The sequence below is a fragment of the Pseudomonas sp. LFS074 genome, assembly GCF_047978165.1.
Taxonomy (GTDB): domain Bacteria; phylum Pseudomonadota; class Gammaproteobacteria; order Pseudomonadales; family Pseudomonadaceae; genus Aquipseudomonas; species Aquipseudomonas putida_P.
Genome location: NZ_JBFPFV010000009.1, coordinates 1 through 5,200, shown reverse-complemented (window position 1 = coordinate 5,200; position 5,200 = coordinate 1). Strand labels below are relative to the sequence as shown.

Genomic DNA, 5,200 nt, shown 5'->3' with positions numbered 1-5,200 from the left:
CTGCTCTTTCTCCTGCTGCGCAACCTGATAGGCCTGCATGGAGTTTTGGCGAGCCGCTTCCATCCGCGCAAAGGTCCGGTCCGCGCCGCCCTCTGCCAGGGCGATGCCTGCCATGCCGAAGGTAACGACCACCACAATTGCTTTGACCATGTTCATCTGGAGATCCTCAGTGGGTTCTGCGCCTCATGGCGTCAGGTACAGAGTCAAATTAGCCTCGCGGTGCTGTCAGAAAACTGATCGCGACATTACTTTTCCGTCAGCTTCTGGTTGGGCGTCTTTTTTCCTGCAAACTGGAGATGCACTCCGCGTGGATGAGAGCAGATGAAATTACTCGTAGCCGAAGATGAGCCGAAAACCGGTGTCTACCTCCAGCAAGGCCTAACAGAGGCTGGCTTCACTGTAGACCGGGTGATGACAGGCACTGACGCCCTGCAACAGGCGCAGAGCGAAGCGTATGACTTGCTGATCTTGGACGTAATGATGCCGGGGCTCGATGGCTGGGAGGTCCTGCGCAAGATCCGGGCAGCGGGGAAAGACGTGCCGGTCCTCTTTCTCACGGCCCGTGATGGCGTAGATGATCGCGTTAAAGGCTTGGAGCTGGGTGCTGATGACTACCTTGTGAAGCCCTTTGCGTTCTCTGAGCTGTTGGCTCGGGTCCGCACACTGCTGCGCAGAGGCAACGGTGGTTCTGCTCAAACCACCATGAAGATGGCGGACCTTGAGGTTGACCTGCTCAAGCGCCGGGCTACGCGAAACGGCAAGCGGATCGACCTTACTGCCAAGGAGTTTGCCCTTTTGGAGCTGCTCATGCGCCGACGCGGGGAGGTGCTCCCCAAGTCGCTGATCGCTTCTCAGGTCTGGGACATGAACTTCGACAGTGACACCAACGTGATCGAGGTCGCGATTCGCCGACTGCGGGCCAAGATTGATGACGACTTCGCGCCAAAGCTCATCCATACCGCCCGAGGCATGGGCTACATGATGGATGTGGCAGAGTGATGCGCCCGCAATCATCGCTCGTCAAGCGACTGACCCTGATGTTCATGTTCGCGGTGACTGCTGTCTTGGTCGTTGCCGGCGTGGCTTTCTACGGGCTCAGCCAGCACCATTTCCGGATGCTGGATGAGCAGGCGCTCTCCGAAAAGCTGGAGTCAACGCGTCATATTCTGTCCATTTCAGCAGCGCGAGGCGAGCTCGGCGATCAGGAGCAGCAGCTGCGGGCATTGCTCGGCGCACATCAGGATCTTTCGGCGAAAATCACCAAGGCTGACGGAACGACCCTTTTTTCAGACTCCAAAGCCTCCCAAATTCCTCAGCGGTTCGAGCAGGCGCGCCAGGGTGCGGTCTGGGAGTGGCAGGATGAATCGCAGAACTTCCGCGGTATCACCGCCCAGTTGGCCATCGCGGGCGAGCCGGAACCTGTGACGGCGGTGCTGATGCTCGATGTCACCACTCATGCCCATTTCTTCCACACCTTGCAGTGGTGGTTCGGGATCGGCTTGGTGATCAGTGCAGTGGTGAGTGCAGGCTTGGGCTGGGTCGTGGCCAAAAGCGGGCTTCGGCCTGTCGGGCAAATCACCAAAGTGGCGACCGCGATGTCAGCAAGATCGCTCCGCGAGCGCATTCCCCTGAAGCCCGTACCGATTGAGCTTCAGGAGCTCATCCTGTCTTTCAACGGGATGCTGGGACGATTGGAGGATGCATTCGTTCGGTTGTCCAACTTTTCTGCCGATATCGCTCACGAGTTGAGAACGCCGGTCAGCAACCTACTGACCCATACTGAAGTGGTGCTCACCAAGAAGCGTGACCTGGATGCATATGAGGAAAACCTCTATTCGAACCTGGAAGACCTCAAGCGCATGTCGCGCATGATTGACGACATGCTTTTCCTCGCCAAGGCGGACAACGGTCTGATCGTGCCCGAGCAGATCGATGTGGACCTCTCCGAACTCGTATACAAGCTGTTCGAGTACTACCAGTTCCTGGCTGAGGACCGGGGCATTCAGCTGACCCTCCAAGGTCGTGGCAAGGTTCGTGGCGATCGCCTGATGATTGACCGAGCGCTTTCCAACATTTTATCGAACGCGTTGCGCTACACCCCGGAAGGCAACGAGATATCAGTGCAGATCGAGCAAACACGTGAAACCGTGACGCTATCCGTACGTAACAGCGGAGTAACCATCGATCCTCAGCACATTGGCAAGATCTTCCACCGGTTCTATCGGGCCGATCCAGCCAGACGCGAAGGCGGGCCAAGCAATGCAGGCCTAGGCCTGTCGATAACACGCTCCATCATCGAGGCTCACAGCGGACGAATTTGGTGTACTTCAGCGGAGGGTGTCACAACCTTCTTCATCAGTCTCCCAGCCTCCATGCGGTTGGTTGGTGCAGCCCCAACCCCTTAATGGTGAGTTCATCCCGGTAACCTATACTCGCCCATCCTGATTCTTATCGTGGCGCTTCCGCTTAACGGGATGGCGGGCATCGATTCGGCGACTGAACCTTGCCCAATGCAGACCATGGGCATGGAAATGATGGCGGGCATGGACCATGCCTGCTGCCAGGACCAAGACCTGGGAAAGACTGGTGACCATACCAATCCTGCAAGGTAGGCCAGGAGTGCAGGACTGCCAGCACAGTGCAGCCCAGCTTCCTAACGCCTGGACTGACTATGCCAAGCCACGACCGTAACCGTCCGGCCAACTCACCTTCCTGACCCCGACGCCAAAGGCGATGGTGTCCACCTAATTTAAGTGGACACCATTTCTAGCCTTTTAAGCGGGTCTTTCCATGCAGTCACAACGCCGTTCCTATTCAAAATCCTTCAAGGCCCAAGTTGTCCAAGAGTGCGCCCAGCCCGGCGCATCGATTGCCAGCGTCGCGCAGAAGCACAGCCTTAACGCGAACCTCGTACATAAATGGATTAGGGTACTCACGAACAAAACTATGGCGCTGCAACCTGCTTTCATTCCAGTGCCCTTGCCGCTAGCCGGAGGACATTCGCAGGCAGCTTCATCAAGTATCTGCATTGAAATCCAGCACCCGCGTGGCACCGTCAAAGTGAACTGGCCGACCGAAAGCGCTGTCGCCTGTGCCACCTTTCTGCGAGACCTGTTGGAATGATTCGGATCGATGCCATCTGGCTTGCCACCGAGCCTATGGACATGCGCGCCGGTACCGAGACCGCGCTGGCCAGGGTGATCGCGGTGTTCGGTGTGGCGAAGCCGCACTGCGCATACCTCTTCGCTAATCGCCGTGCCAACCGAATGAAAGTCTTGGTGCATGACGGTGTGGGCATTTGGCTGGCAGCGCGACGATTGAACCAAGGCAAGTTTCATTGGCCCGGCATCCGTCACGGATCGGAAGTCGAACTCGATAACGAGCAACTTCAAGCCTTGGTACTGGGTTTGCCGTGGCAGCGGGTCGGCGCAGGCAGCGCGATCACAGTGCTTTAGCCCCTGCCATTAGCCCATCGGTTTATCGCTGTTGACGACCTGCTCTGACACAATCAGCGGCATGACTTCCTCGCCCAATCTCGACCAGATGACACCGGAACAGCTGCGCGGCTTGGCCGAACAGGCTATGCAGTTGCTGTCCCAGGTCGACTCCATGAGCCAGAAAATCCAACGCCTCGAAACGGTCAACGAGCAACTGGCTCATGAAATCGCCATCCTCAAGCGACACAAGTTCGCCAAGCGCAGCGAGCAACTGAGCCCCGACCAAGGCAGTCTGCTTGATGATCTGCTCGATACCGATATCGCAGCTATCGAAGCCGAGCTGAAGGCAGCCAATCCGCCGGCCGCACCGGCCGAGCCACGTCATAAGCCCAAGCGTGCACCACTGCCGCCGCAGTTTCCGCGAACCGTGATCCGTCACGAACCAGAGAATACTCAGTGCGTGTGCGGCTGCCAGCTTCAGCGAATCGGCGAAGACGTCAGCGAGAAGCTCGATTACACTCCGGGCGTGTTCACAGTTGAGCGGCATGTGCGTGGAAAATGGACGTGCCGTCAGTGTGAAACACTGATCCAGGCGCCTGTACCGGCCCAAGTGATCGACAAGGGCATCCCGACCGCAGGCCTTTTGGCCCACGTGATGGTGGCGAAGTTCGCCGACCATTTACCGCTGTACCGGCAGGAGAAGATTTTTGGTCGGGCCGGACTGCCCATCGCCCGTTCGACACTGGCGCAATGGATCGGACAGACCGGTGTGCAGCTCCAGCCTCTGGTCGATGCGCTGCGTGAGCATGTGTTGGCCCAGGGCGTGATCCACGCCGATGAGACCCCGGTTCAGATGCTCGCACCAGGCGAAAAGAAAACCCACCGCGCTTACGTGTGGGCCTATAGCACCACGCCTTTCTCGGCCCTAAAGGCCGTGGTCTACGACTTCAGCCCCAGCCGTGCCGGCGAACATGCGCGTAACTTCCTGGGCACGTGGAACGGTAAGCTGGTCTGCGATGACTTCGCCGGCTACAAGGCCAGCTTCGAGCTGGGCATCACCGAAATCGGCTGCATGGCCCATGCACGCCGCAAATTCTTCGACCTGCATGCAGCCAATAAAAGCCAGTTGGCGGAGCAGGCGCTTCACTCGATTGGCGGGTTGTATGAAGTCGAGCGACACGCCAAGGAAATGAGCGACGAAGCCCGCTGGCGATTACGTCAGGAAACAGCGGTGCCCATCGCTGAAAAACTGCATGAGTGGATGTTGGCCCAACGCGAACTTGTGCCCGAGGGTTCGGCCACGGCCAAGGCCCTGGATTACAGCCTTAAACGCTGGGTAGCGCTGACGCGCTACCTGGAAGATGGTGCTGTGCCCATCGACAATAACCAGATCGAGAATTTGATCCGGCCGTGGGCGCTTGGGCGCTCGAACTGGTTATTTGCCGGGTCGCTGCGCAGTGGAAAAAGGGCGGCGGCAATCATGAGCCTGATCCAGTCGGCGCGTATGAATGGGCACGATCCGTATGCCTATCTCAAGGATGTACTGATGCGGCTTCCGACACAGCGGGCGAGCGAAATCACGCAATTACTCCCGCAGCATTGGATGCTTGCCTGAGGCAGGCTAAGTGGACTTCGCCAAATAGTCAGCTCAAAGGCTGATTGGCATCAACAATTCGGAAGCGACTTTTCTCAGCATGTAGGTTTCGCGCAGAATTGACTGCCCCATCGAAGACTCGTGACGCTGCATGACGGCTTCATTGTGT

6 protein-coding genes and 1 pseudogene are annotated in these 5,200 nt (G+C 57.9%); 5 read left to right on the top strand and 2 right to left on the bottom strand.

Annotation, left to right across the window (positions count from 1 at the left end; genetic code table 11):
* Positions 1–156 (bottom strand): co-regulatory protein PtrA N-terminal domain-containing protein (locus ACNQP3_RS29080; RefSeq protein WP_416470698.1); only part of this gene is annotated, 156 nt, incomplete at its 3' end.
* A gap of 165 nt (positions 157–321) precedes the next feature.
* Here ACNQP3_RS29080 and ACNQP3_RS29075 point away from each other — a divergent pair.
* The 5 genes from ACNQP3_RS29075 to tnpC all read left to right on the top strand — a co-directional run bounded on the left by ACNQP3_RS29075 (position 322) and on the right by tnpC (position 5,052).
* Positions 322–999, top strand: a complete 678-nt coding sequence (locus ACNQP3_RS29075; RefSeq protein WP_012316925.1) for a heavy metal response regulator transcription factor — start codon at positions 322–324, stop codon at positions 997–999.
* Positions 999–2,405, top strand: coding sequence for a heavy metal sensor histidine kinase (locus ACNQP3_RS29070; protein ID WP_012316924.1), 1,407 nt, complete (start codon positions 999–1,001; stop codon positions 2,403–2,405). Before ACNQP3_RS29075 ends, ACNQP3_RS29070 begins: the two co-directional genes overlap by 1 nt.
* 385 nt (positions 2,406–2,790) lie before the next feature.
* The gene (tnpA, locus tag ACNQP3_RS29065; protein ID WP_009684096.1) at positions 2,791–3,123 is read left to right on the top strand and encodes an IS66-like element accessory protein TnpA; all 333 of its coding nucleotides are present in this window, start codon (positions 2,791–2,793) and stop codon (positions 3,121–3,123) included.
* Positions 3,120–3,455 (top strand): IS66 family insertion sequence element accessory protein TnpB, encoded by a 336-nt coding sequence (gene tnpB, locus ACNQP3_RS29060; protein WP_009684097.1) that lies wholly within the window; start codon positions 3,120–3,122, stop codon positions 3,453–3,455. Before tnpA ends, tnpB begins: the two co-directional genes overlap by 4 nt.
* A gap of 61 nt (positions 3,456–3,516) precedes the next feature.
* On the top strand, positions 3,517–5,052 hold the full coding sequence (tnpC, locus tag ACNQP3_RS29055) for an IS66 family transposase (protein WP_009684098.1): 1,536 nt from the start codon (positions 3,517–3,519) through the stop codon (positions 5,050–5,052).
* A 33-nt stretch (positions 5,053–5,085) separates the two neighbouring features.
* Here the strand turns inward: tnpC and ACNQP3_RS29050 are convergent.
* Positions 5,086–5,200: pseudogene (locus ACNQP3_RS29050) on the bottom strand (DNA mismatch repair protein MutT); the annotation flags it as partial.

Coding starts and splice junctions, on each gene's coding strand:
- ACNQP3_RS29075 (WP_012316925.1), top strand. CDS start 322: ATGAAATTACTCGTAGCCGAAGATGAGCCGAAAACCGGTGTCTACCTC.
- ACNQP3_RS29070 (WP_012316924.1), top strand. CDS start 999: ATGCGCCCGCAATCATCGCTCGTCAAGCGACTGACCCTGATGTTCATG.
- tnpA (WP_009684096.1), top strand. CDS start 2,791: ATGCAGTCACAACGCCGTTCCTATTCAAAATCCTTCAAGGCCCAAGTT.
- tnpB (WP_009684097.1), top strand. CDS start 3,120: ATGATTCGGATCGATGCCATCTGGCTTGCCACCGAGCCTATGGACATG.
- tnpC (WP_009684098.1), top strand. CDS start 3,517: ATGACTTCCTCGCCCAATCTCGACCAGATGACACCGGAACAGCTGCGC.